Genomic DNA, 21,743 nt, shown 5'->3' on the forward strand with positions numbered 1-21,743 from the left:
TCACTGGACGGCGTAACTTTCTGTCACAATTTGTTATCTCCCTTGAGAACACTCCATGGACACTTTGCAAAACATGCGCGCCTTCAGTTGCGTGGCTGAAGCCGGCAGCTTCACCGCCGCCGCCGTGCAACTGGACACCACCACGGCCAATGTCTCGCGCGCGGTCTCCAACCTTGAGGCCCACCTGCAAACCCGCTTGCTCAACCGCACCACCCGGCGCATCGCGCTGACCGAAGCCGGCAAGCGCTATTTGTTGCGCTGCGAGCAGATCCTCGCCTATGTGGAAGAAGCCGAGGCCGAAGCCAGCGACGCCCACGCCCGCCCCGCCGGGCAGTTGAAAGTGCACACCATGACCGGCATCGGCCAGCACTTCGTCATCGACGCAATTGCCCGTTACCGCCGCACGCACCCCGACGTGACCTTCGACCTGACCCTGGCCAACCGCGTGCCGGACCTGCTCGACGAGGGCTACGACGTCTCCATCGTGCTGGCCAGCGAACTGCCGGATTCAGGGTTCGTATCCCAGCGCCTGGGCATCACCTACAGCATCGCCTGCGCCTCACCGGAATACGTCAAGGCCAAAGGCTGCGCACAACGGCCCCAGGATTTGCTCAACCATGCGTGCCTGCGCCTGGTCAGCCCGGTGATCCAACTGGACAAATGGACCTTCAACGGCCCTGAAGGTCAGGAAAGCGTGTCGATCAATAGCTCGCCATTCCTCGTCAACTCGGCCGACGCCATGAAAACCGCGATCACCAGCGGCATGGGCGTCGGCCTGTTGCCGGTGTACGCCGCCATCGAAGGGCTGCGCAACGGCACACTGGTGCGAGTGATGCCGACCTACCGTTCCCAGGAGTTGAACCTGTACGCCATCTACCCCTCGCGCCAATACCTGGATGCGAAGATCAAGACCTGGGTGGAATACCTGCGTGGTTCGTTGCCGGAGATTCTGGCCGCGCACCAGGCGGAGTTGGTGGCGTATGAGTTGAGCGGAGGCTTGGGTGGCGTGCGGATGGCGAACTGAGTCTTACCAAACGATAGAGATTAAATATGGGAGGGGCGGTGTCCTGACAACTGTAACCAGGAATGTTAGCGTGCTTGGCATTCTCCCGTAGCCGATGAGCCCGCCTGCAATGAAAAAGACTGTCCTGGCCTTCAGCCGTATCACCGCGCCCATGATCGAACGCCTGCAACAGGATTTCGAAGTGATCACGCCCAACCCCAAGCTGGGTGACATCAACGCGCAATTCAACGAAGCCCTGCCCCACGCTCACGGCCTGATCGGCGTAGGTCGCAAGCTGGGCCGTGAACAGCTTGAAGGCGCGAGCAAGCTGCAAGTGGTGTCCAGCGTGTCGGTGGGCTACGACAACTATGACGTGCCGTACTTCAACGAGCGCGGGATCATGCTCACCAACACCCCTGACGTGCTCACCGAAAGCACCGCCGACCTGGCCTTCGCCTTGCTGATGAGCAGCGCGCGCCGGGTGGCCGAACTGGACGCCTGGACCAAGGCCGGCCAATGGAAAGCCAGCGTCGGCGCACCGCTGTTTGGCTGCGATGTGCACGGCAAGACCCTGGGCATCGTCGGCATGGGCAATATCGGCGCGGCCGTGGCTCGACGTGGGCGCCTGGGCTTCAATATGCCAATCCTTTACAGCGGCAACAGTCGCAAGAGCGCGCTGGAACAAGAGCTGGGCGCGCAGTTTCGCAGCCTCGACCAGTTGCTGGCCGAGGCGGACTTCGTCTGCCTGGTGGTGCCGTTGAGCGACAAGACCCGCCACCTGATCAGCACCCGCGAATTGGGCCTGATGAAGCCCAGCGCGATCCTGATCAATATTTCCCGTGGGCCGGTGGTGGATGAACCGGCGCTGGTCGAAGCCCTGCAAACCCAGCGTATTCGTGGCGCCGGCCTGGATGTGTATGAAAAGGAACCGCTGAGCGATTCGCCGCTGTTCCAGCTGAGCAATGCCGTGACCCTGCCGCATATCGGTTCGGCAACGAATGAAACCCGTGAAGCCATGGCCAACCGCGCCCTGGACAACCTGCGCGCCGCCCTGCTGGGCCAGCGCCCGCAGGATCTGGTGAACCCTCAGGTGTGGAAAGGCTGACACCTAATCCATGTGGGAGGGGGCTTGCTCCCGATAGCGGTGTATCAGTGAAGAATCTATTGCCTGACACTCCGCAATCGGGAGCAAGCCCACTCCCACACTGATCCAGCCCGACACAAAATCCGGTTAAAGCCTGGCGCGCCCAAGTCGATAACCTTCCATAGATCATCATCCCTGATCCACAGAAGGTTTTTATGTCCACCACCAAAGCCCGCGCAGACTCACTCTCGCTTCTGCTCTTTACCTTGCGCAGCGGCAAGCTGATGGCCATCAACCTGCTGAAAGTCAGTGAGATCATTCCCTGCCCGCCGCTGACCAAGCTGCCGGAGTCGCACCCCCACGTCAAAGGCATCGCCACCTTGCGCGGTGCTTCGCTGGCGGTGATCGACCTGAGCCGCGCCCTGGGCGAAATGCCCCTGCAGGACCCGGACGGTGGCTGCCTGATCGTTACCGATGTCAGCCGTTCCAAGCAGGGCCTGCATGTGCAGGCGGTGAGCAAGATCGTGCATTGCCTGACCACCGATATTCGCCCGCCACCCTACGGCTCTGGCGGCAACCGTGCGTTTATCACGGGGGTGACCCAGGTGGAAGGTGGCCTGGTGCAAGTGCTGGATATCGAGAAAGTCATTCACGGCATCGCCCCGGCGCCGATTGAAGTGGCGCCGACCGACCTGACCATGGAAGAAGCCGAAGTGCTCGGCAACGCTCGCATCCTGGTAGTGGACGACAGCCAGGTGGCCCTGCAGCAATCGGTACACACCCTGCGCAACCTCGGCCTGACCTGCCACACCGCCCGCAGTGCCAGGGAAGCCATCGATGTATTGCTGGAGCTGCAAGGCACCGGCGAGCAGATCAACGTGGTGGTGTCGGATATCGAAATGTCCGAGATGGACGGCTACGCTCTCACCCGCACCCTGCGCGAAACTCCGGACTTCAAGGACCTCTATGTGCTGTTGCACACCTCTCTGGACAGCGCGATGAACAGCGAGAAAGCACGCCTGGCCGGTGCCGATGCGGTGCTGACCAAGTTCTCCTCCCCAGAATTGACCAAGTGCCTGGTAATCGCCGCACAAACCGTGGCGCAAAAGGGCCTGTAAGCGTTGGCCGACTATTTCCAGCTGCTGCGTCGCGACCTCACGGGCAGCCTGCCCGCCCCGCAGTGGCCGGCGGATACTCGGCTGGATCATTACCGTGATGAACTGGCCCCGGCGATCCACGCCGTGCTGCGCATGACCCAGGATCAGGGCGGTGGCCGTGTCGCCAGCCTGGATGACTGGCGCCGGCAGTTCGTGAGCGATGCCGAGTGCGACCCGACACTGTGCCTGGTGGCCAGCAACGCCGACGGTATCCTCGCAGTGGCCCAATGCTGGACCAGTGCCTTTATCAAGAACCTTGCCGTACACCCTTGCGCCCAAGGCCAGGGGCTTGGGCGCGCCTTATTGCTGCACAGCTTCCAGGTGTTCAAGCAGCGCGGCGAACCCTATGTGGACCTCAAGGTGCTGGAGAGCAACCTGCGGGCCCGGCAACTGTATGAAAGTGCGGGAATGAGATTTGTCCTACGAGACATAGTGCCCAAGGGCTGACCATCACTGGCGCATAACTTGCTTTCAGAGAGCCCGAGCGGTGGATAGAGGTAAAAACCCGTCACCCCTCAAGCGTCCCCTCTGACCTTGCCTAGTGACAGATCCGCCATGAACACTCAGTTTTCTTGCGTAGGTTGCGGCAAATGCTGCAGCGACCATCACGTCCCGCTGACTCTCGAAGAAGCCCGGAGTTGGGCGGCCGACGGTGGTAACGTTATCGTCCTGGTCGAGGGTTTTCTCGGCAATGGCCTGGGCTTGCCTGCGCAACAACGTGAACACGCCGAGCGCCGTTCGGTGGTCGTGCCCAGCGGCAATACCCAGGCGTTTGTGGCAATTACCTTTGCCGCCTATAACGCCGGGCGCTGCCGGAATCTTGACGAAGACAACCTCTGCCGCATCTATGAGCGGCGGCCACTGGTGTGCCGGATCTACCCGATGGAGATCAATCCGCATATCCCGCTGAACCCGAGCACCAAGGACTGCCCACCGGAATCCTGGGAACAGGGCCCGGCGCTGATCGTCGGTGGCGAACTGATGGATCAGGAACTGGCTGAGCTGATCCGCCGTTCACGCCAGGCCGACCGTGATGATGTTCAGGCCAAGGAAGCGGTGTGCGCGTGGCTCGGCATTCGTACTACAGCGCTCAAGGGCGACGGCTTTACCGCATACCTGCCGGATATGCAGGCGTTTGCCCAAGCCATTGAGCGGGCGACTGAACAGCCCACCATGGCCAGTGAATGGGTGTTTCATGTGTCCGGGATGGACATCGCCGAACAACTGCTGGACGCCGGGGCGCAGATCGTCACCGAGGTGGCGACCAACTATGCATTTATCTCGCTGAGGGCGGCTTAGCTGCTGCTCCCGTGGCGGCCTGACAGTCAGCGTCGTCTGCGCCAAAACTCCTGCGCCAACTGACGCAAATCCTCAGCCAGCGACGCTACGCCCCCTGAGCTGAGCTCGCTCTGCTGCCCGGCGCTGACGGTGGCCTCGCCGGCATTGCGGATACCGACGATATTGCGGTTGATGTCCTCACTCACTGCGCTCTGCTCTTCCACCGCCGCCGCGATCTGCTGGCTCATGGCGGTAATCTGGGTGACGCGCCGGCTGATGCCGTCCAGTGCCAGCGCAGCCTGTTGCGCCTGCTCGACGCTGGCTTCAACGTGCTCGCTGCTGTGGGCCATGGCCTGCACCGCATCACGGGCACCGCCTTGCAGGGTGCTGATCATGCGTTGGATTTCGTTGGTCGATTGCTGGGTGCGCTGCGCCAGGCCTCGCACTTCATCGGCGACGACGGCAAAGCCTCGCCCTTGCTCACCCGCTCGCGCCGCTTCGATGGCGGCGTTGAGTGCCAACAGGTTGGTCTGCTCGGCAATCGTGCGAATCACTTCCAGTACGCCGCTGATTTCGCCGCTGTGGTGCTCCAACTGCTGAATCACTTCGGTGGCGCGCGCCAATTCCTGGGACAAACGCAACACTGCGTCGCGGCTTTGATCGACGCGCTGATGGCCTTCGTGAGTTTCACCACCAGCCTGATCCGCTGCCTTGGATGCCTCAAGTGCGTGGCTGGCGACCTCGGCCACGCTGGCCGCCATTTGATGTATGGCCGCCGCTACCTGATCGGTCTGGGCCTGCTGGCCAAGCATGCTGGCGTGGCTGTTGTGCAGATGTTCGACCAACTGTGCGGCATGCCCCGACAAGCGCTGGGATGCGTCGCCAATGCGACCGACCACCGCGCTCACCTGGGCTTCGAGCATTTGCAGGGCGAATTCGATCTGCCCGCACTCGTCACCGCGCCCGGTGTAGATCATCTGGCTCAACGGGTTATCGGCAAGCGCCCGCGCCCGCTGATTCAACCGCGCCAATGGCTGCATGATCGCGCGCGTACCGACCACACCCACCGCACACCCGCCCACAAGCGCCAGCAGTTGCCAGGCCAGCGACCACGTGGCCAGGCCCAGGCCCAAGGCCCAGGCGACTGCGCAGCTGACGGTGACCCAGGCCGATACTTTCACGCCCATGCCGAACACAGACCAACGCTGACGTTTACCCGAGCGTAGCCGCGCATACATGTGCTCCGCCGTTGCGATCCTGCGCGCATCAGGTTTGGTGCGCACAGACTGGAACTCCACTGTGACCCCGTCCCGCGTCACCGGCGTGGCATATGCGCTAACCCAATAATGGTCGCCGTTCTTACAGCGGTTTTTCACCATGCCCATCCACGAGCGACCCCGTTTGAGGGTCTGCCACATATGCGCGAAAGCAGCGGGTGGCATGTCGGGATGGCGCAGCAGGTTGTGCGGCGAGCCGAGCAGTTCTTCGCGGCTGTAGCCACTGATGTCGATGAAGTCCTGGTTGGCGTAGGTAATCGCGCTGGTCAGGTCGGTGGTCGAGAGGATGTTGGCGTCCGGGGCAACGTCCACATTCCGACCGGTGACCGGCAGATTGATCTTCATGGATAGGCGCGCTCGTGATTATTGGAGGAGTCGGCAGGGCGTCGACTCTAAGCGCACTCATCGGGCAAAGATTGATCTAGCTCATATTCCGCGCAATTAATTAGCCATCATGGACTGGAAGACAATAGGTCAAGACGATAGGGCTTGAGGATGCGCTGGTATTCGCCATTGTGCATCAGTTGCTCAAGCGCGTAGTTGAGTTCGTTACGCAGCGCGGTATCGAGCTTGCGCACCGCGATCGCCACGCTGTTGCCCAACAGGTCGGATGATACGGGGGGGCCGACGAAATCGAAGTCCATGCCGGCTTCCTTGTCGAGCAAAGCCTCACGCACCTCCACGGCGCCTTGCAGGGTCGCATCGATCTCGCCCGCGAGCAGGCTCTGGACCAGTTGGTCGTTGAGCCAGAAACTCCTGATGATCACACCCGACGGCGCCCACTGCGACAGGGCAAAGGCTTCACGATTGCTCCTGACCAACACGCCCACACGCTTGCCCTTGAGCGACCGCCGGGTAGGCGTCAGGCCTGATGTCTTACGCGCCACCAGGCGGGTTGTAATCGGGTAGAGGTCATCGGTGAAATTCACCCGCTGTCGCCGACGACATGTCGGCGCGATGCCCATGATTGCATCAAATTGCCTGGCTTCGAGGGCCTGGAAGTTTTCCATGACGACTTGGTCAACCCAAATACAGCGTACGCTGAGTTGCTCGCACAGGGCGTTGCCCAGTTCGATATTCAACCCCACCAGTTGTCCCTGCGGATTGCGACTTTGAAAGGGCGGGAAATGTGCGGCAACGGCGAAACGGATTTCACGCCGCGGTTGATCATCCGCGACGACGGCAGTCGCCGACAGCAAGAGAGCAAGCACTGCACAGAGGTGTATCAGGGGCACGGGAATGTCCTTTTCCGGAAAGCTGACTCGCTACGCCCCGATGGGCGTCATCGGGACAGAGCAAACGCTGTGCAAGCTTTCAAGAATCGGTCACGGACCTACAAGTAGAAATCTCGACGGGCGACGTAGGCAATAGCCTATAACTCGAACGCTGATTTAATCTCAGCGTTTACCCATCGAACGGCGTGTGCCCGGTGGTGCCATGCCCGGCGTCTTGGTATGGCCGTTCTTGGCGCCGCCTTTATACCAAGGCTGGCTGGCGTTCTTGGCCCCGCCCAGCTCACCCGGCTTGAAAGGGAACTTGAACGCCGGGATCTCGGCTTTTTCAACGCCGTCGGCAGTGGCCGATTCGACAAGGTCGGCCGCGTCAACAGAGGGTTGGGTCGGGGAATTCATAGGAGGCTCCGGCGCAGCTGTAGGTGTAAAACCGCGAGTATACGGGGGTGGAGCGGCAAGCGGCGAGCTTCAAGCTGCAAGTTAAAGCGCCTAGCTGTCACGGCTGTCAGTTTGCCGTCACCGTGCTGACCGGGTTACAGAGCTAAAGGCATTTACACACTCTTCAACTTGCAGCTTGCAGCTTAAAACTTGCAACTGCGCCCCCGGCGCCCTTCTATGCAAATAAAACGAATCACGGCCCTGATGGTGGGCGTCCTCTTGGTACTGGCCGTTGCAGCCTGGGCGTTGACCCGACCGGTCAAGACCCGCCTCGCAGCGCCTACCGCGATTCCGGTGCGGGTGGTGAGTGTGGTGCAACAGGATGTTCCACGATTTGTCAGCGGCATCGGCTCGGTGTTGTCGTTGCACAGTGTGGTGATTCGCCCGCAGATCGACGGCATTCTCACCAAACTGTTGGTCAAGGAAGGCCAATGGGTAAAAGCCGGTGACCTGCTGGCGACCATCGACGACCGCTCTATCCGGGCCAGCCTTGACCAGGCCAAGGCGCAATTGGGCGAGAGCCAGGCGCAACTGCAAGTGGCACTGGTCAACCTCAAGCGCTACAAAGAGCTGAGCATCGACGACGGCGTGTCGAAGCAGACCTATGACCAGCAACAGGCGCTGGTCAACCAGCTCAAGGCCACTGCACAAGGTAACCAGGCCGCGATAGACGCTGCTCAGGTACAACTTTCCTATACCCAGATTCGCTCCCCGGTCAGCGGCCGCGTGGGTATTCGCAGCGTGGATGAAGGCAACTTCCTACGCATGAGCGACACCCAGGGGCTGTTTTCAGTCACCCAGATCGACCCGATTGCCGTCGAGTTCTCCTTGCCGCAGCAGATGCTGCCAACCCTGCAGGGCTTGATCGCCGCACCCATCCAAGCCAGTGTCGACGCCTACCTGGGCGCCGATACCAACGGCCAGACCGGCGACCTGCTCGGCGAGGGCCACTTGAGCCTGATCGACAACCAGATCAGCTCTACCACCGGTACGCTACGGGCCAAGGCCGAGTTCAACAACCCATCGCAAAAGCTGTGGCCAGGGCAACTGGTGACGATCAAGATCCAGACGGCCCTCGACAGGAACGCTCTGGTGGTACCGCCGACCGTGGTGCAACGCGGCCTGGACGCGCACTTCGTGTACCGGGTGATGGGTGACAAGGTGGAGGTGGTGCCGGTGCAGGTCGCCTACCAGAACAGCGAGATCAACATCATCAAAGGCGTGCAGGCCGGGGATGTGCTGGTCAGCGACGGGCAGTCGCGGCTCAAGGCCGGCGCGCAGGTGGAGGTGCTCAAGGAGCCGCCACAAGTGATCCAGACCGCTGACACCAAGGTGCAACCATGAGCGGCAGCCGTTCGCCCTCGGCCTGGTGCGTTGATCACCCGGTCGCCACCCTGCTGCTGACGTTCGCCTTGGTGCTGCTAGGGGTCATTGCCTTCCCACGCCTGGCTGTCGCGCCACTGCCGGAAGCGGAATTCCCGACAATCCAGGTCACCGCGCAACTGCCCGGCGCCAGCCCGGACACCATGGCTTCATCGGTGGCCACGCCTCTGGAGGTGCAATTCAGTGCCATCCCCGGCATGACTCAGATGACCTCCAGCAGCGCCTTGGGCTCCAGCCTTTTAACCCTGCAATTCACCCTGGAAAAAAGCATCGACACCGCCGCCCAGGAGGTCCAGGCCGCGATCAATACCGCGTCCGGCAAGCTGCCCAGCGATATGCCCAGTTTGCCGACCTGGAGGAAGGTCAACCCGGCGGACAGCCCGGTGCTGATCCTCAGCGTCAGCTCCGCCAGCATGCCCAGCACCGAGCTGAGCGACTACGTGGAAACCCTGCTAGCGCGTCAGATCAGCCAGATCGACGGTGTCGGCCAGATCAACATCACCGGCCAGCAGCGCCCGGCGATTCGCGTGCAGGCGTCCCCCGACAAACTCGCGGCCATCGGCCTGACCCTCGCCGATATCCGCCTGGCCATTCAGCAGTCGAGCCTGAACCTGGCCAAGGGCGCGATTTATGGCGAGAACAGCGTGTCGACCCTGTCGACCAACGACCAACTGTTTCACCCGGAGGAATACGGCCAGTTAATCGTTTCCTACAGGGACGGTGCGCCGGTTCAACTGCGCGATATCGCCAAAGTCATCAATGGTTCGGAAAACGCCTACATACAAGCCTGGTCCGGCGACACGCCTGGGGTCAACCTGGTTATTTCACGCCAGCCCGGCGCCAACATCGTCGAGACCGTCGACCGCATCCAGGCCGAACTGCCGCGCCTGGAAGGCATGTTGCCGGCCTCGGTGCAGGTCAGTGTATTGACCGACCGCACCAAGACCATCCGCGCCTCCCTGCATGAAGTGGAAATGACCCTGCTGATCGCTATCCTGCTGGTGGTGGCGGTCATGGCGCTGTTCCTGCGCCAGCTGTCGGCGACGCTGATTGTGTCTGCCGTGCTCGGTGTATCGTTGGTGGCCAGTTTCGCCTTCATGTACGTGATGGGGTTCAGCCTGAACAACCTGACCCTGGTGGCCATCGTGATTGCCGTGGGCTTTGTGGTGGACGATGCGATTGTGGTGGTGGAGAACATTCACCGGCACCTGGAGGCCGGCCTCGGCAAGCGCGAAGCCGCGATCAAGGGTTCCGGTGAAATTGGCTTTACCGTGGTGTCCATCAGCTTCTCGCTGGTGGCGGCGTTTATTCCGCTGCTGTTCATGGGCGGCGTGGTCGGGCGGTTGTTCAAGGAGTTCGCGCTGACGGCCACCTCGACCATCCTGATTTCAGTGGTGGTCTCGCTGACATTGGCACCGACCCTGGCCGCCTTGTTCATGCGTGCGCCGACCCACCATGCCCACGCCAAGCCCACCTTCAGCGAACGCCTGTTGGCCGGCTATGCACGCAACCTGCGCCGCGCGCTGGCGCACCAACGCAGCATGGCCGCGATCTTCGTGGTGACCCTGGCCCTGGCCGTGGTCGGCTACGTGTTTATCCCCAAGGGTTTCTTTCCGGTCCAGGACACCGGTTTTGTGCTCGGCACCAGCGAAGCGGCGGCCGATGTGTCGTACCCGGACATGGTCGCCAAGCACAAGGCCCTGGCCGAGATCGTCAAGGCCGACCCGGCGGTGCAAGCCTTTTCCCATTCGGTGGGCGTCACCGGCAGCAACCAGACCATCGCCAACGGGCGCTTCTGGATCGCCCTGAAAGACCGTGGTGATCGTGACGTGTCCGCCAGCCAGTTCATCGACCGCCTCCGCCCGCAACTGGCCAAGGTGCCGGGTATCGTGCTGTACCTGCGCGCCGGCCAGGACATCAACTTGAGCTCCGGCCCCAGCCGCGCTCAGTATCAATACGTGCTCAAGAGCAACGACGGCCCGACGCTCAATACCTGGACCCAACGCCTCACCGAAAAACTGCGCGCCAACCCGGCGTTTCGCGACCTGTCCAACGACCTGCAACTGGGCGGCAGCATCACCCACATCAGCATCGACCGCCAGGCCGCCGCCCGCTTCGGCCTGACCGCCACCGATGTCGACCAGGCGCTGTACGACGCCTTCGGCCAGCGCCAGATCAACGAGTTCCAGACCGAGATCAACCAATACCAAGTGATACTCGAACTGGACAGCCAACAGCGCGGCAAGGCCGAAAGCCTCAATTATTTCTACCTGCGCTCGCCGCTGACCAACGAGATGGTGCCCCTCTCGGCACTGGCCAAGGTCGACCCGCCCACCGTAGGGCCGTTGTCCATCAGCCATGACGGCATGTTCCCCGCCGCCAACCTGTCGTTCAACCTGGCGCCCGGCGTGGCCCTGGGCGATGCAGTGATCATGCTCAACCAGGCCAAGAACGAAATCGGCATGCCGAGTACCCTCATCGGCAACTTCCAGGGCGCGGCACAGGCGTTCCAGAGTTCGCTGGCCAGTCAGCCGTGGCTGATCCTCGCGGCGCTGGTGGCGGTCTACATTATCCTGGGTGTGCTGTATGAGAGTTTCGTGCACCCGCTGACGATCATTTCCACCTTGCCCTCGGCGGGGCTCGGTGCGCTGATCATGCTGTGGCTGCTGGGCCAGGATTTTTCGATCATGGCCTTGATCGGCCTGGTGCTGCTGATCGGCATTGTGAAGAAGAACGGCATCCTGATGATCGACTTCGCCCTGGAAGCCCAACGCGTGCGCGGGCTGCCGCCGGAGGATGCGATCTATGAAGCCTGTGTCACGCGGTTCCGGCCAATCATCATGACCACCCTCGCCGCGCTGCTCGGTGCGGTGCCGTTGATGCTGGGCTCGGGCCCGGGTGCGGAGTTGCGCCAGCCACTGGGCATCGCGGTGGTCGGTGGCTTGCTGGTGAGCCAGGCGCTGACGCTGTTCACCACTCCGGTCATATACTTGTACCTTGAACGGCTTTTCCACAGGCCCAAACCAGCGCGAGCGCTGGCGACCACACACTGAGGCGGTCATGCGCGTCCTGATTATTGAAGATGAAGAAAAAACCGCGGACTACCTGCACCGCGGCCTGACGGAGCAAGGCTACACCGTCGATGTGGCACGCGAAGGCGTCGAAGGTTTGCACCTGGCGCTGGAGAACGATTACGCGGTGATCGTGCTCGACGTGATGCTCCCCGGCCTGGATGGCTTCGGCGTGTTGCGGGCCTTGCGCGCCCGCAAGCAGACGCCGGTGATCATGCTCACCGCCCGCGAACGCGTGGAAGACCGCATACGCGGCCTGCGCGAAGGTGCCGATGATTACTTGGGGAAGCCCTTTTCGTTCCTGGAACTGGTGGCACGCCTGCAAGCCCTGACCCGGCGCAGCGGCGGCCACGAACCGGTACAGGTGACGGTCGCCGACCTGTGGATCGACCTGATCAGCCGCAAGGCCAGCCGCAACGGCCAGCGCCTGGACCTGACGGCCAAGGAGTTTTCGCTGCTCAGCGTATTGGCACGGCGCCAGGGTGAGATCCTGTCCAAGACCGCCATTGCCGAGATGGTCTGGGACATCAACTTCGACAGCGATGCCAACGTGGTGGAAGTGGCGATCAAGCGCCTGCGCGCCAAGCTCGACGGGCCGTTCGAACATAAGCTGCTGCACACTATTCGCGGCATGGGCTACGTGCTGGAGAGCCGTAGTGTCGACTAATTCCATCGCCCTGCGCCTGAGCAGCATGTTCACCCTGGTGGCGCTGCTGATCTTCGTATTGATCGGCGGCGCACTGTACCAGCAGGTGGACCGCGGCTTGGGGCTGTTGCCGGGGGCCGAACTGGATGCGCGCTACAGCGTGCTGGAATCATCGGTCAATCGCTTCGGCACGCCGGACCATTGGGTCAAGATCAAGGCCAAGCTCAAGCTGCTGGGAGAAGAAGACAAGCGCATCCGCTTCTGGGTGGTCAGCAGCGACCCGAGCTACGAGTACGGCGAGCCGGACGCCAAGATTCGCGCCTTCGCTGAAGGCTCGACGGGCAAGCGCGACCTGCGCCTGCCCGGCCACGATTACCCGTTCAAGGTGCTGGTCAGCCAGTTTCCAGCCAAGGACCAGCGCCCGGCACTGCGCTTTATGATCGCCATCGACACCGAAAACTTCCGCGCCACCCAGCACCACTTGCTGATGGCGTTGGTCAGCCTGGCGCTGGTCGGTGTGGTGCTGGCGGCGTTGCTGGGGTTCTGGGTCGCGCGTATCGGCCTCAAGCCCCTGGGCAAACTCTCGGATGAAGCGCAAAAACTTGCGCCGCCCAAACTCTCCGGGCGCCTGCAGTTGTCGCCACTGCCGCCGGAATTGAGTCAGTTCGTCAACTCGTTCAACGCCACCCTCGACCGCGTTGAACAGGCTTACTCGCGCCTGGAATCGTTCAACGCCGACGTCGCCCATGAGCTGCGCTCGCCGCTGACCAACCTGATCGGCCAGACCCAGGTAGCCCTCACCCGTGGCCGTTCGGCGGAGCAGTATTTCGAGGTGCTGCAATCGAATCTGGAAGAGCTGGAGCGACTGCGCTCGATCATCAATGACATGCTGTTCCTCGCCAGCGCCGACCAGGGCAGCAAGGCCACCAAGCTGATCGAAAGCTCCCTGGCCGATGAAGTGGCAACCACCCTCGACTATCTGGATTTCATCCTCGAAGACGCCCAGGTCGAGGTGCGGGTGCACGGCGACGCCCTGGTACAGATCGAAAAGGCCCACCTGCGCCGTGCGCTGATCAACCTGCTGAGCAACGCCGTACAACACACCGCGCCCGGGCAGGTTATCGACGTGCATATCGAAATACAGGAGCAACAGGTAGCGATTGGCGTGACCAACCCCGGGCGAGCGATTGCCAGCGAACACTTGCCACGCTTGTTCGAACGCTTCTATCGGGTGGATGCATCGCGCAGCAACAGCGGGGCGAATCACGGGCTGGGGCTGGCCATCGTCAAGGCGATTGCGTTGATGCATGGCGGGGATGTGTTTGTACGCAGTGAAGGCGGCGGTAATACCTTCGGCATCACCCTGCCGGTCTGACTGTTGCGATTTGGGCAATAGTTATTATCTTGTTACACTCTGTATCGCACCGCTCGCCTGCGTTAATTTGACGCATCGATGAGCGCGACGGCAAAGGCAGCTGACCCGCTTACCCGAATTTCCCTCGACTTTTTTCCAGGGCTCTACACTGGGAATCTGTCTTAAAGCCGCTGACTTCAGCGGCTTTTTTTTGCCGTAAATAAAGGCCGGGCACACCCCCACGACACTGGCCGTTCTTGATTGACCAAAGGAGCTCCACCGGTGAAGACCTCGCTGACGTTCACCCCGCTATTCCTCGCGATTGCCGCAACGATCGCCCCTCTTGCCCAGGCGGCAGACACCTCCTCCACAGACGGTTTCGTCGAAGGCTCCCACCTCACGATCAACACTCGCAACTACTACATGAACCGCGACCGTCGCGACATTCACACCGATGACAGCAAGGAATGGGGCCAGGGCTTTATCGGCACCTTTGAATCCGGCTACACCCAAGGCACCGTCGGCTTCGGCCTGGACCTCAATGCCATGCTCGGCCTCAAGCTCGATGGCGGTGGCGGCACTGACGGCTCCAGCATCCTTCCCTACGGCAGCGGCAACGGCAAGGCACCCGGTTCGTTCTCCACCGCCGGTGGCACCTTGAAAATGCGCGCCTTCGATACCGAACTGAAGGCCGGCGACCTGTTCCTCAATAACCCGGTGATTGCCGGCGGCATGACCCGCATGTTGCCGCAGACCTTCCGTGGCGTGAGCGTGACTAACCACAGTTTCGACGGTTGGATGATCGAAGGCGGCCAGGCCAGCTTCACCAAGCTCTATAACCAGAGCGGCCATCGGCGCATCGGCACCAGCTACGGCGCATTGCCCACCAACACCGACAGCCAGCACCTGGACTGGGCCGGCGTATCATTCAGCGATATCCCAGGGCTGACCAGCAACCTGTACGCCTCTGAGCTCAAGGATGTATGGCACCAGTATTACTACGACCTGGAATATACCTACGCGCTGAATGACCTGATCAGCCTGACCCCCGGCCTGCACTACTACCACACCCAGGACACCGGCCAATCTTTGCTGGGTGATATCGACAACAACACCTACAGCCTGCATTTCACCGTAGGCGTGGGCAACCACAGCGTCACTGCCACCTACCAGCGGGTCAACGGCAACACCCCGTTCGACTACATCGCCCAGGGCGACAGCATTTACCTGGACAACTCCCAGCAGTACTCGGACTTCAACGGCCCCAACGAGCGCTCATGGAAGCTCAAGTACGCTTACGACTTCGCCGGCCTCGGCGTGCCTGGCCTGACGTCCGCCGTGTCGTACATCAGCGGCAAGACCGACCTGACCAAGGTCGACCCCAACAGCCGCGGCTACAGCAGTTGGTACAGCGCCGATGGCAAAGACGCCAAGCACTGGGAACGGGATATTGACCTCAAGTATGTGGTGCAGGGCGGCAAGGCCAAGGACCTGGCCGTACGCCTGCAATGGGCAACCAACCGTGGTGGCAATGGCTACTCGGCGGTGGATCGGGATGTGGATGAGTACCGCGTGATCGTGGACTATCCGATCAACGTGTTCTGACAACGTTCCAAATGTGGGAGGGGGATTGCTCCCGATAGCGGTGGGTCAGTCGACATATTATTGACTGACACTCAGCTATCGGGAGCAAGGCCCCTCCCACATTTTGGTTCTGCGCCCTATTCCGGAGTTGCTACTAAGCTATTGGCATCCTCAAAGCAGAAGTACCTCCGATGAGTCCAAGCCTCGTTCGCCCCAACCGCCGCCCGGAGCGCTTGCTGATCCTGGGCAGCGCGCTCACGGTGTTGCTGATCGTGGGCATCGTCACTGCACTGCTGATTCGTGAACATGCCAATACCTTGCAGGCGGCCAAGCGCACCGCCAACACCATCACGCAATTGATCGACGCCGACGTGCTGCGTAACGTCGAGCTCTATGACATGGCCCTCAAAGGCCTGATCACCGCCACCGAGCGCACTGACCTGCAGGACGTATCAGAGGGCATCCGCCATCTGGTGCTATTCGACCGCTCTGCCGCCGCGCCCTACAAGGGCGATATCCTGCTGCTGGACCCGACCGGCGAGGTGATTGCCGACTCCTCTGTGCTCACACCGAAGATGGTGAACTTCGCCGATCGGGACTACTTTCAGGTGCACCGCAGCAATCCCGATGCTGGGTTGTACATCAGTCGCCCGTTCATGGCCCGCTGTGTGTGCGATGACCCATGGCGTATCGCATTCAGCCGCCGCGTGTCGTCACCGGACGGGCGCTTCCTGGGTGTGGCCGCCGCGTCCATGCGCCTGTCGTACTTCCACCAATTGTTCAGCAGCCTGAATATCGGCAGCAACAGCACCATCAACCTGATCAACCATCAAGGCATCCTGTTGGCGCAGGAGCCGTTGCTTGAAGTGGGTATGATCGACAAGGACATGAGCCAGCGCCCCAACGTGGCACGCATGCTGCGCGAGCGCGATGGCAGCTTCCAGAGCATCTCCAGTGTCGACCGCCAGGCACGGCTCTACAGTTTCTCCAATGTGGGTAACTTGCCGCTGATCGTCGCGGTGGCGTTGTCCAGCGATGAGGTATTCGCACCCTGGCGGCGTGCGGCATGGTTAGTGAGTATCGCAACGGGCGTGCTGTGCGTGGGCCTGCTGTGGCTGACCTGGGCATTGTGTGTGGAGCTGCGTCGTCGCCATGGCGTTGAGCAGATGCTGTCAGAACTGGCAGCAACAGATGCCCTCACCGGCCTGGCTAACCGCCGTACCCTGGACGAACGCCTGCGCCTGGAATGGGACCGGGCACAACGCTCAACCGAGCCGCTGACGGTGCTGATGATCGACGTGGACCACTTCAAAGCCTTCAACGACCGCCATGGCCACCAGGGCGGCGATGATGCACTGCGTACGGTGGCGCAAGTGATCGACAGCAATATCCGGCGCCCAGCCGACCTGGCGGCACGCTATGGAGGTGAAGAGTTCGCCGTGGTGCTGCCCCACACCGACGCCAAGGGCGCCTGGGTGATCGCCGAGCATATCCGCGAGGGCGTTCAACACTTGCCGCGGGTAGGCGGGGACGCACAGCCGATTACCGTAAGCATCGGCATGAGCACCTGGCACAAACGCAGCCGTATGACCCTTGAGGGTTTGCTGCTCAAGGCTGACCAGGCGTTGTATGAGGCCAAGAACAGGGGGCGCAACCGGATCGTGGATGCTGAACAGATCTAGTGTGCGAGCAAGCGCGCGCCCACATTTAGCTACTCATCGCCCATAAAAAAAGGCCACCCGAAGGCAGCCTTTCAAAACTAAAGAAAGAGAGTTGTTACTTACACCGCCGCAACGGGACGCATGTAAGAGATCGGTGCGGTGCTGGCATCTTCGAAGGTCACGACTTCCCAAGCGTCTGTCTGCTCAATCAACTTGCGCAGCAGCTGGTTGTTAAGGGCGTGGCCCGACTTGAAGCCTTTGAACTCGCCTATCAGGCTATTGCCCAGCAGGTAGAGGTCACCGATTGCATCGAGGATCTTGTGCTTCACGAACTCGTCTTCATAGCGAAGGCCGTCTTCGTTCAGTACACCATCCGCGTCGACCACAATGGCGTTTTCAACGCTGCCGCCGAGTGCGAGGTTGTGCTTGCGCAGGTACTCGATGTCACTCATGAAACCAAAGGTACGGGCGCGGCTGACTTCTTTTACGAACGAAGTGCTGGAAAAATCCACGCTTGCACTTTGGGTGCGGTCACGGAATACCGGGTGATCGAAATCGATCTCAAAGCTCACTTTAAAGCCTTCGAACGGGACGAAGGTGGCGCGCTTGTCGCCGTCTTCTACTGTCACTTCCCGCAGAATGCGAATGAACTTCTTGGCTGCGTCCTGTTCTTCCAGGCCGGCAGATTGAATCAAGAATACGAAGGGACCAGCGCTGCCATCCATGATCGGGACTTCGGACGCGGAGAGCTCGACGTAGGCGTTATCGATGCCCAGGCCAGCCATGGCCGAGAGCAAGTGCTCCACCGTGTCCACTTTGACGTCACCGTTGACCAATGTGGTCGACATAGTGGTTTCGCCAACGTTTTCCGCGCGAGCAGGAATCTGCACCACAGGGTCCAGGTCGGCACGCACAAACACGATGCCGGTGTCGACAGGTGCAGGCTTGAGGGTCAGGTATACCTTCTCCCCGGAGTGCAGACCTACACCTGTGGCACGAATAATATTCTTCAGGGTGCGTTGTTTAATCATGGCTTGGACCGCTTCAGCGCAAATTGCGAACTGGTATCAACAAAGGCTGGCGATAATAGCAGACCAGACCTTTGCTGAACACCAATCACCTTCATAGCCCTGATACATTCCATTAATCGGCCTGACGACGCAGGAATGCCGGGATGTCCAGGTAGTCCAGATCATCTTGCGGATTCGGGCTACGGGATGCCGCAGCACCGGCCTGAGCCTGGTTGCGCATCACGGTCGGACGATCCAGGTCACGGTAGTTAACAGACGGCAGTTCCTGGCGCGCAGGCGCTGGAGCGGCAGCTTGTTGGCTGGCGTGGCTGTTATGGCCGGTGTGAACGGTATTGTCGATGACCTTCACAGGCTTCTCGATTTTCGCGCCCAGGCCGGTAGCAACCACGGTTACATGCAGTTCATCGCGCATGTCCGGGTCGATAACGGTACCGACTTTGACCATGGCGTGCTCGGAAGCGAAGGCTTCGATGATGCTACCCACGTCGGAGTACTCACCCAGGGACAGGTCAGGACCGGCAGTGATATTCACCAGGATGCCGCGTGCGCCTTGCAGGTTCACGTCTTCGAGCAACGGGTTGCGGATGGCCGCTTCGGTGGCTTCGCGTGCACGGTTCGGACCGCTGGCGCAGCCAGTGCCCATCATCGCCATGCCCATTTCGCTCATGACAGTACGTACGTCGGCAAAGTCGACGTTGATCATGCCCGGGCGCTTGATGATGTCGGAGATACCGCGAACGGCACCGGCCAGTACATCGTCAGCCTTGGCGAACGCGGACAGCAGGCTTGCGTCCTTGCCCAGGATGGTCAGCAGTTTCTCGTTGGGGATGGTGATCAACGAGTCGACGCTTTCAGACAGCAGACGGATACCTTCGTCGGCGATCTGCATGCGCTTGCGGCCTTCGAACGGGAACGGACGGGTCACGACTGCGACTGTCAGAATCCCCATTTCCTTGGCCACTTCGGCAATGATCGGCGCAGCACCGGTACCGGTACCGCCGCCCATGCCGGTGGTGATGAACACCATGTTGGTGCCTTGCAGCACTTCGGCAATACGTTCGCGGTCTTCCAGGGCGGCTTGACGGCCGACTTCCGGATTGGCGCCAGCGCCGAGCCCCTTGGTCACGGCTGTGCCCAATTGCAGGATGGTCCGCGCGCCGATGCTTTTCAGCGCCTGGGCATCAGTGTTGGCGCAGATGAATTCAACGCCTTCAATGTTGCTCTTGACCATATGATTGACAGCGTTGCCGCCGCCACCGCCGACACCGATTACTTTGATAACCGGGCTTGCGGGGATGTTGTCTACGAGTTCAAACATTTTCCCTCTCCTTTCGTTTTCTCTAGTTTTTTCGCCTACTGCTTACTGCGGGTGCTGCGGTGTCGCGGTAAATCTTTAGAAATTGCCTTTTACCCAAGCCTGCAGCCGCTCGAACAACGGCGCTTTCGCTTCGTCGTCACTGCGGTAGCTGTCACGGATGCTCGGGCCCGACAGGGAAATGCCGTCGGTCTGCTTTTGCAGCCCGTACAACAGCAAGCCCACACCGGTGGAATAAATCGGGTTGCGTACTACGTCGCCCAGGCCTTTGACGCCATGGGGAACGCCCAGGCGGACCGGCATGTGGAAGATTTCCTCGGCCAGCTCGACCGCGCCTTCCATCTTCGACGTGCCACCGGTCAGCACAATGCCGGCCGGGATCAGGTCTTCGTAGCCGCTGCGGCGCAGTTCAGCCTGGATCAGGGTGAACAGTTCGTCGTAGCGCGGCTCGACCACTTCAGCCAGGGCCTGGCGCGACAGTTCACGCGGTGGACGGTCGCCCACGCTTGGCACCTTGATGGTCTCGCCGGCACCGGCCAGCTTGGCGAGGGCGCAGGCGTAGCGAATCTTGATTTCTTCGGCGTACTGGGTCGGCGTACGCAGCGCCATGGCGATGTCGTTGGTGACCTGATCGCCGGCAATCGGGATCACGGCGGTGTGACGGATCGCACCCTCGGTGAAGATCGCGATATCGGTGGTACCGCCGCCGATGTCCACCAGGCACACGCCCAGTTCTTTTTCGTCGTCAGTCAGCACCGAATAGGCCGAAGCCAACTGCTCGAGAATGATGTCGTCGATTTCCAGGCCGCAGCGGCGCACGCATTTTTCAATGTTCTGTGCGGCGTTGACGGCGCAGGTCACTACGTGGACCTTGGCTTCCAGGCGAACGCCCGACATGCCCAGGGGCTCACGCACGCCTTCCTGGTTATCGATCACGTAGTCCTGCGGCAGGGTGTGCAGCACGCGCTGGTCAGCCGGGATCGCCACGGCCTGGGCGGCATCGAGTACGCGTTCGAGGTCGGCCGAGCTGACTTCGCGGTCGCGGATCGCCACGATGCCGTGGGAGTTCAGGCTGCGGATGTGGTTGCCGGCGACGCCGACGAACGCCGAATGGATCCGGCAACCGGCCATCAGCTGCGCTTCTTCGATAGCGCGCTGGATCGATTGCACGGTGGACTCGATGTTCACCACCACGCCCTTCTTCAGGCCCCGGGACGGATGCGTGCCAATACCGACGATTTCGATCGTGCCGTCTTCCCCGACCTCGCCAACCAGCGCCACCACCTTGGAGGTGCCGATATCGAGACCGACGATCATTTTGCCGCTTTGCACGTTTGCCATGGGTCCTGCCTCTTCTTAATTCTTCGCGACAGCGGGTTGTGCTGCCGTGGGCGCAGCCGGTGCACGCCAGCCGACGGCCAGGCCGTTGGCGTAACGCAGGTCGACGCTCGCAATGTTCGTAATCTGTTCTTTCAAGGTTTTTTCATAGATGGCAATAAAGCGGCGCATCTTTTCCACCAAGCGGTCGCGTCCCAGCAACAACTCGATGCCCGGGCCGGAACTGCCTGCCCCGGTCGTCAAAAACCAGCTGCCCCGCTCACGCAATTCCAGGCGTGCAATGGAGAAGCCCAGCGGCCGCAGCATCTGGCTCAAGGCCTGGTACTGCTGCATCACTTGCTGCTGCGCCCGCTGCGGCCCGAACAGCTGCGGCAGGTGCTCATAGTTCGCCAGTTCACGCGGGGTGAACGCCTGGCCCTGGTTATTCAACAGCGCGCCATCGCCCCAACGGGCCACGGGCAGTTGTTCTTCCAGGCGGATCGTCACCTGGTCCGGCCAAACACGGCGGACTTCGGCGTGAGCGATCCAGGGCATCTGTTCCAGCTCCGCGCGCATGCCGGCCAGATCGATGGTAAAGAAGCTCGCCGCCAGGTACGGGCCGATGCGCTGCTGTACCGCTTGCTGGCTGATGTAGCTCAAGTCGCCCTGCACACTGATCTTGGTGATCGGCCGGTCGGCATACGGCAACAGGCGCTGCGCACCTTCGTAGGTACCGAAGCCCAGCACCACCAGCAACACCGGCCAGAACAGCGCCTTGATAAAACCAAAGTTGGCTTTCGGCAGGCGCGCCGACATCGGCTCTTTAGCCACCATTCGGCTGGCACCCCGTGGCACCGGCTTGCGGCTCGGGGCTTGTGGGGGCTGATGACGAAGCGATGCGCCGTTCATGTG

The 21,743-nt window shown here is 61.3% G+C and carries 18 protein-coding genes; 11 read left to right on the top strand and 7 right to left on the bottom strand.

Going from position 1 to position 21,743, the window contains the following annotated elements; all coding sequences use genetic code 11:
- Positions 1 to 55: 55 nt before the first annotated feature.
- From JFT66_RS09390 to JFT66_RS09410, 5 genes are all read left to right on the top strand, one after another.
- Positions 56 to 1,024, top strand: a complete 969-nt coding sequence (locus JFT66_RS09390; protein ID WP_034118192.1) for a LysR family transcriptional regulator — start codon at positions 56 to 58, stop codon at positions 1,022 to 1,024.
- Between the two features lie 109 nt (positions 1,025 to 1,133).
- Positions 1,134 to 2,108, top strand: a complete 975-nt coding sequence (locus JFT66_RS09395) for a 2-hydroxyacid dehydrogenase (protein ID WP_153870218.1) — start codon at positions 1,134 to 1,136, stop codon at positions 2,106 to 2,108.
- A gap of 194 nt (positions 2,109 to 2,302) precedes the next feature.
- A complete protein-coding gene (locus JFT66_RS09400; RefSeq protein WP_198859165.1) occupies positions 2,303 to 3,205 on the top strand; it encodes a chemotaxis protein CheV in 903 nt (300 codons plus the stop codon).
- Between the two features lie 3 nt (positions 3,206 to 3,208).
- Complete coding sequence (locus tag JFT66_RS09405; protein WP_153838861.1) at positions 3,209 to 3,691, top strand: GNAT family N-acetyltransferase; 483 nt, start codon at positions 3,209 to 3,211, stop codon at positions 3,689 to 3,691.
- 108 nt (positions 3,692 to 3,799) lie between these two features.
- On the top strand, positions 3,800 to 4,543 hold the full coding sequence (locus JFT66_RS09410; RefSeq protein ID WP_198859166.1) for a YkgJ family cysteine cluster protein: 744 nt from the start codon (positions 3,800 to 3,802) through the stop codon (positions 4,541 to 4,543).
- A 26-nt stretch (positions 4,544 to 4,569) separates the two neighbouring features.
- On the opposite strand, the gene JFT66_RS09415 is transcribed toward JFT66_RS09410, so the two are convergent.
- The 3 genes from JFT66_RS09415 to JFT66_RS09425 all read right to left on the bottom strand — a co-directional run bounded on the left by JFT66_RS09415 (position 4,570) and on the right by JFT66_RS09425 (position 7,430).
- Positions 4,570 to 6,144 (bottom strand): methyl-accepting chemotaxis protein, encoded by a 1,575-nt coding sequence (locus tag JFT66_RS09415; RefSeq protein WP_198859167.1) that lies wholly within the window; start codon positions 6,142 to 6,144, stop codon positions 4,570 to 4,572.
- A 107-nt stretch (positions 6,145 to 6,251) separates the two neighbouring features.
- Positions 6,252 to 7,034 carry a transporter substrate-binding domain-containing protein gene (locus JFT66_RS09420; protein WP_198859168.1) on the bottom strand — a complete coding sequence of 261 codons (783 nt, stop codon included), beginning with the start codon at positions 7,032 to 7,034 and terminating at the stop codon, positions 6,252 to 6,254.
- A 162-nt stretch (positions 7,035 to 7,196) separates the two neighbouring features.
- Positions 7,197 to 7,430, bottom strand: a complete 234-nt coding sequence (locus JFT66_RS09425; RefSeq protein ID WP_034118185.1) for a hypothetical protein — start codon at positions 7,428 to 7,430, stop codon at positions 7,197 to 7,199.
- Positions 7,431 to 7,646: 216 nt separating this feature from the next.
- Between JFT66_RS09425 and JFT66_RS09430 the strand changes: the two genes are divergently transcribed.
- The 6 genes from JFT66_RS09430 to JFT66_RS09455 all read left to right on the top strand — a co-directional run bounded on the left by JFT66_RS09430 (position 7,647) and on the right by JFT66_RS09455 (position 17,189).
- A complete protein-coding gene (locus JFT66_RS09430) occupies positions 7,647 to 8,813 on the top strand; it encodes an efflux RND transporter periplasmic adaptor subunit (protein ID WP_153838864.1) in 1,167 nt (388 codons plus the stop codon).
- On the top strand, positions 8,810 to 11,905 hold the full coding sequence (locus tag JFT66_RS09435; RefSeq protein ID WP_198859169.1) for a multidrug efflux RND transporter permease subunit: 3,096 nt from the start codon (positions 8,810 to 8,812) through the stop codon (positions 11,903 to 11,905). Before JFT66_RS09430 ends, JFT66_RS09435 begins: the two co-directional genes overlap by 4 nt.
- A gap of 7 nt (positions 11,906 to 11,912) precedes the next feature.
- Positions 11,913 to 12,590: a heavy metal response regulator transcription factor gene (locus JFT66_RS09440; RefSeq protein WP_034118182.1), complete on the top strand. Its 678-nt coding sequence runs from the start codon at positions 11,913 to 11,915 to the stop codon at positions 12,588 to 12,590.
- Positions 12,580 to 13,944, top strand: a complete 1,365-nt coding sequence (locus JFT66_RS09445) for a heavy metal sensor histidine kinase (protein WP_198859170.1) — start codon at positions 12,580 to 12,582, stop codon at positions 13,942 to 13,944. Before JFT66_RS09440 ends, JFT66_RS09445 begins: the two co-directional genes overlap by 11 nt.
- A 261-nt stretch (positions 13,945 to 14,205) precedes the next feature.
- The gene (locus JFT66_RS09450) at positions 14,206 to 15,528 is read left to right on the top strand and encodes an OprD family porin (RefSeq protein WP_162524912.1); all 1,323 of its coding nucleotides are present in this window, start codon (positions 14,206 to 14,208) and stop codon (positions 15,526 to 15,528) included.
- A 170-nt stretch (positions 15,529 to 15,698) separates the two neighbouring features.
- On the top strand, positions 15,699 to 17,189 hold the full coding sequence (locus JFT66_RS09455; RefSeq protein WP_198859171.1) for a sensor domain-containing diguanylate cyclase: 1,491 nt from the start codon (positions 15,699 to 15,701) through the stop codon (positions 17,187 to 17,189).
- 98 nt (positions 17,190 to 17,287) lie between these two features.
- Here the strand turns inward: JFT66_RS09455 and lpxC are convergent, their stop codons facing one another.
- The 4 genes from lpxC to JFT66_RS09475 all read right to left on the bottom strand — a co-directional run bounded on the left by lpxC (position 17,288) and on the right by JFT66_RS09475 (position 21,740).
- Positions 17,288 to 18,199 carry a UDP-3-O-acyl-N-acetylglucosamine deacetylase gene (gene lpxC / locus JFT66_RS09460; RefSeq protein WP_003171886.1) on the bottom strand — a complete coding sequence of 304 codons (912 nt, stop codon included), beginning with the start codon at positions 18,197 to 18,199 and terminating at the stop codon, positions 17,288 to 17,290.
- A gap of 112 nt (positions 18,200 to 18,311) precedes the next feature.
- Positions 18,312 to 19,517, bottom strand: a complete 1,206-nt coding sequence (gene ftsZ / locus JFT66_RS09465; RefSeq protein ID WP_017138180.1) for a cell division protein FtsZ — start codon at positions 19,515 to 19,517, stop codon at positions 18,312 to 18,314.
- 75 nt (positions 19,518 to 19,592) lie between these two features.
- Positions 19,593 to 20,855, bottom strand: a complete 1,263-nt coding sequence (ftsA, locus tag JFT66_RS09470; RefSeq protein WP_137199717.1) for a cell division protein FtsA — start codon at positions 20,853 to 20,855, stop codon at positions 19,593 to 19,595.
- Between the two features lie 15 nt (positions 20,856 to 20,870).
- Positions 20,871 to 21,740 (bottom strand): cell division protein FtsQ/DivIB, encoded by an 870-nt coding sequence (locus JFT66_RS09475; RefSeq protein ID WP_034118176.1) that lies wholly within the window; start codon positions 21,738 to 21,740, stop codon positions 20,871 to 20,873.
- Positions 21,741 to 21,743: the final 3 nt, after the last annotated feature.

The organism is Pseudomonas sp. MF6755 (genome assembly GCF_016405635.1).
In the GTDB taxonomy this organism is placed as follows: Bacteria; Pseudomonadota; Gammaproteobacteria; order Pseudomonadales; family Pseudomonadaceae; genus Aquipseudomonas; species Aquipseudomonas haemolytica.